General features: G+C 38.7%; 2 protein-coding genes. One reads left to right on the top strand and one right to left on the bottom strand.

What is annotated here, in order from left to right; all coding sequences use genetic code 11:
• Window positions 1-704: 704 nt before the first annotated feature.
• The gene (locus EPX21_RS10560) at window positions 705-1,982 is read right to left on the bottom strand and encodes a hypothetical protein (protein ID WP_134089664.1); all 1,278 of its coding nucleotides are present in this window, start codon (window positions 1,980-1,982) and stop codon (window positions 705-707) included.
• 107 nt (window positions 1,983-2,089) lie between these two features.
• Here EPX21_RS10560 and EPX21_RS10555 point away from each other — a divergent pair, with 107 nt between their 5' ends.
• Window positions 2,090-3,469: a TonB-dependent receptor gene (locus EPX21_RS10555; protein ID WP_134089663.1), complete on the top strand. Its 1,380-nt coding sequence runs from the start codon at window positions 2,090-2,092 to the stop codon at window positions 3,467-3,469.
• Window positions 3,470-3,526 lie beyond the last annotated feature (57 nt).

Here is a 3,526-nt window from a genome sequence, read left to right as displayed (position 1 = left end):
TAAAAACATAAAAGATCTGTATCCGCAGAACTATAAACAAATTATGCTCAAATCAAACACGTAGTCCATAGGACGGATACGTTTTAAACCAGTTATGATATTTGATAGATTCTCGATACTCTTTTGATGTTTTTCATCATTGATATCATAAAGCAAGGTATCTACCTGATTGAAATGAAAAGTGCCTAATAGATAAACTTTAATTTTTTTTGTCTGAGCAAAGGATGAAAAAGTAAAAGTAAAAATTGAAAAAATTAAAATGGTAAGATTCTTCATATAAATCGTCTTTATAAAATTAATGCTAATTCGTTAAGTTATAGCTCTTAATACAGGACGCTTCAGTTATCCAAAGGTTGCACGTTCATGACATATCTTTTTTATCCTGTTACTTTATAATTCGCTGTTGGAGTTACTATACTTTTTATTCTAGAGAGTCAATGGGCAACCCTTTTAAGGTTAAGGCAAGGATTGAAAACAGTTCAATAATTTATCTATGAAAGTTTTGATAGCCCACCACCTTTTATCCAGAAAAAGAAATCTTATTTTTTTGTTTTTTAAAGTGCAAGAAGCGTTTTTATGCGCACAGATCTCCGTTTCCGTACGTTCAAAAGTCTTTTAACTATGGCGAGGTTGTTTGGGATGAAGCCATAAGATAACATAAAGCTCGCAAGTCACTATATGAATAAAATTTGAATAAGTCTTATTTAAGCGAAATCTCTGAAGCCGATTTTGCCACCGTTTTCCAGCAAAACTTTTCTGACAGATCCTATACCTTTAAAGAAATAACCTATTCCGACGACTTTAACCTCTTCCATGGGTAGAGACGTGCTATATGCGTCTCTGCCATCTATTCTGAATATCAGTTTTTCTTTATTAGTGGCAACAGTAACATTCACCCAATGTGAAAGATCTGTACCAAAGCCTGACAGATCCGTTTCAGCTCCCTTCCTAACCTGATCCAAGTTTATCAGATTGAGCCTGGCCACGCATCCTTTCTGCGAAAGAGGTATCATAATAGTACCGTGATCTGTATAAAGCATAATATATGAAAACTGGCAGGCTGCCGCCCCCTCATTGAGCTCATGTCGGATATCAGATGAAAACGAAAATTCTTTAAGTGGGATAGGAGTGAAATTTCCGACGTTGTAATATTGTGTGTACTTTGGATCGGTCTTCATATCGAATGGATAGGATTTTATATCTTCCCTGCTCAGATTGATCATGCCCACCTTGAGAAACTCTTCCTTCTTTAAATAGATAGGATCTGTCCCATTTTCAATCATGCCAACCCAGCCATGTGTCGGGATAATGACGGTTTCTTCTTTTACGATACTGTCACCCACAATCAGTTTTGCCTGATGTAGGCCCGGTTCATTATATATACAGGAGAGTGTACGGCTGTTTTTATCTATTTTTACCTTTTTGGTAGGATCCCAGCTTTGCTGAATATAAACCGAATCTTCATTCGTTCCCGATACATCATATTTGAATATGACGGTATTAGGTATATCATCCGTCAGGCGCTTAGCATGGAAGGTATATTCCGCAAGGTTCTTTTTGCTTTTTTGCTGCACATACCTTATTGCAAAGAAAATGAAACCTGTCAGTACCAGTAAACAACATATGGATATGCCTATTAAGGAGCGCTTATTTTTAAAGGTCTTAGGTTTTTTATATAAAGAATATTCCTTTCCCGCACCAGTGTTATCAACAGCCTCAGACCTCTGAAATGTTCTCCAGTCGGCATATCCGATAAATGAGGCCAATGCATCCAGCGTTGTCAGGCTCGGTTGATTGGTATAATTCGTATGGCCCCAGATTCTACGGAGCGTACTAGTGCTTAACGAGACCCCTGTTTCGTCAAAGATCAGCGCACTAAGCTTCTCAAAATCTCTGGTCTTCCAGTCCGCACCACTCCCCCACTGGAGCTTTCTCTCGATCAGCCGCTTGCATAAATGGATATCTTTTCTGTTGTCAGGCATTATAAATCAACGTGATACAAATTGAAAAAAAATGATAGGCAAATGATATGGTAGTCTTTTCATCATAACCTAGGTTTGTAAAATTACATATTTCTTCCGCTAAATTCATGAAAATTCATCCATGCGTTACTTATCAATTAAGGCGATCTTTTTTCAACTTAAGGTTTATCCTGTTTATTGTTTTTGTTATTCTGGAAACCAAAACCTATGGACAGAAGAAACAAGTAATAACAGGTACTGTCAAGGATATGGAAAAAAACCCGATACCCGTTGCCAGTGTTGAGTTATTGACGTTAAATTCAAATCAGCTAATACAGCAAGTAACAACGGATAGCTTGGGGATATTTCTTCTTTATTCCTTCACGCCCGATTCAGTTTTTGTTAGGATAAACAGTTTAGGCTACGCTACCTTTCAAAGTGCCCCGTTTAAGATTTCAGCTGATGAAAATTATGCTATGGGAGACATTAGCCTGAAACATAGTAAAATAACATTGGATGAAGTGGAAGTATCGGTCACTCCGCCACAGGTTATCCAAAAGGCGGATAGAACAGTGGTTAACCTAGATGGTAATGTCCTGACGTCCGGAAGCAACATGCTAGAGATAATGAGTCGCCTACCCGGTGTTTTCGTCGACAAAGATGGAAATATCACGTTCAATAGCAAGACAAACATATTGATAACCATAAATGGAAAGCAGACCTATATGGAGCCAGGTGATCTGGCAACATATCTTAAAGGGCAGCCAGCCGAAAATCTGAAAAATGTTGAACTGTTCAGCAATCCGCCGGCAAGTTATGATGCAACCGGAACAGGAGGAGTAATTAACCTGAATTTAAAAAACGGCGGGAATGGTGGCCTAAACGGATCGGTTACGGCCGGAACAAGATATAATGGTGGATGGAGTTATACGAGCGCGGCGAATTTGAATTATAAAACCGGTAAATGGCAGACCCGTTTGGGACTTAGCCGGAATGACTATTTCCATACAGAAGATATGGAAATTTATAAAGAGTTCAATGAGACAGCAGTATCACAACGATCGTTGTTTTCCCAAGACATCGATTGGGATGTAAGAACGAAAACGTTTCTTCTGGATGCCGCTTTCGATTACACTATCAAAGATGGTCATAGGGTTGGTATCTCCTATCAACTGTCCGATGAGAACAGAAAAGACTTTAGAAATGCTATAACGGATATTGAAGAAGTTGGTGGGCCAGCAACACGCGAACATGCTGTTATCGATGATGTATCACCGGGTACTCGACACGCTGTCGATGTATTTTATGTAGGTGATCTCGATACCCTCGGATCAAATATCAGCGCAGATTTCGTTTATATCCATTCTGATAAAGATTTTCGATCATTATTAACTGTGCCGCAGACAATCGGTAGTGCTGTGTTGCCGGACGGATCTCTGGAAACGTTAAATCCGGTACTGTATAAAGTATACGGAGGTCAGGGTCTGTACGTCTTCAAACTAAATTAGACACATTAGGATGAAACCTTAAGGAGACTTTCGAGTTATAAATTTATTAATTTTTGT

The organism is Olivibacter sp. XZL3 (assembly GCF_004368405.1).
Taxonomy (GTDB): Bacteria; Bacteroidota; Bacteroidia; order Sphingobacteriales; family Sphingobacteriaceae; genus Olivibacter.
This window is presented reverse-complemented; position numbering and strand designations above follow the sequence as displayed.

Bases quoted from the DNA above. Each gene is read 5' to 3' on its own strand.
- EPX21_RS10560 (WP_134089664.1), bottom strand. From the start codon at position 1,982: ATGCCTGACAACAGAAAAGATATCCATTTATGCAAGCGGCTGATCGAG.
- EPX21_RS10555 (WP_134089663.1), top strand. From the start codon at position 2,090: ATGAAAATTCATCCATGCGTTACTTATCAATTAAGGCGATCTTTTTTC.